The 1121-nt window shown below is 64.6% G+C and carries 1 protein-coding gene; it reads left to right on the top strand.

The window, feature by feature from the left end:
- The coding region (tuf, locus tag OEZ49_RS22985) for an elongation factor Tu (RefSeq protein WP_263390466.1) at positions 1 to 1068 on the top strand (1068 nt) is incomplete at its 5' end.
- Positions 1069 to 1121 lie beyond the last annotated feature (53 nt).

Here is a 1121-nt window from a genome sequence, read left to right as displayed (position 1 = left end):
GGCGACTTCAAGGCGTATGACGCGATTGACTCGGCGCCCGAGGAGAAGGCGCGCGGGATCACGATCTCGACCGCGCACGTGGAATACGAGACCGAAGCACGCCACTATGCCCACGTGGACTGCCCCGGCCACGCTGACTACGTCAAGAACATGATCACCGGTGCGGCGCAGATGGACGGCGCGATCCTGGTTGTGAACGCGGCTGACGGCCCGATGCCGCAGACCCGCGAGCATATCCTGCTGGCGCGTCAGGTCGGCGTTCCGGCGCTGGTCGTGTACATGAACAAGGTCGACCAGGTCGACGACGAAGAGCTGCTGGAACTGGTCGAGATGGAAGTGCGCGAGCTGCTCAGCTCCTACGACTTCCCCGGCGACGATATTCCGATCGTCAAGGGCTCGGCTCTGATGGCGATGAACGGCGACAAGCCGGAGATCGGCGAGAACTCGATCCGCGAGCTGATGGCTGCGGTTGACGAGTACATCCCGACGCCCGAGCGCGCGGTTGACCAGCCGTTCCTGATGCCGATCGAAGACGTGTTCTCGATCTCGGGCCGCGGCACCGTGGTTACGGGCCGTGTCGAGCGTGGCGTGATCAACGTCGGCGACACGATCGAGATCGTGGGGATCCGCGACACCCAGACCACCACCTGCACCGGTGTGGAAATGTTCCGCAAACTGCTGGACCGTGGTGAAGCCGGCGACAACATCGGCGCGCTGCTGCGCGGTATCGACCGCGAAGGCGTCGAGCGTGGCCAGGTGCTGTGCAAGCCCAAGTCGGTGACCCCGCACACCAAGTTCGAAGCCGAAGCCTATATCCTGACCAAGGAAGAGGGCGGCCGCCACACCCCGTTCTTCGCGAACTACCGTCCGCAGTTCTACTTCCGGACCACCGACGTGACCGGCACCGTGACCCTGGCCGAAGGCACCGAGATGGTGATGCCGGGCGACAACGTGGGCTTCACCGTCGAGCTGATCGCCCCGATCGCGATGGAAGACGGCCTGCGCTTCGCCATCCGCGAAGGCGGCCGCACCGTCGGCGCCGGCGTGGTTTCCAAAATTATCGAATAATTTTGGAAAGCGGTGGGCGGCCGTTGCTCCGCAGGAGCACCGAGCGCCCGCAC

Origin of the sequence: Ruegeria marisflavi, assembly GCF_025673445.1 — a bacterium.
Classification (GTDB): Bacteria; Pseudomonadota; Alphaproteobacteria; order Rhodobacterales; family Rhodobacteraceae; genus Ruegeria_B; species Ruegeria_B marisflavi.
The sequence above is the reverse complement of the archived record's forward strand: the minus strand, read 5'-3'. Positions and strand labels throughout refer to the sequence as shown.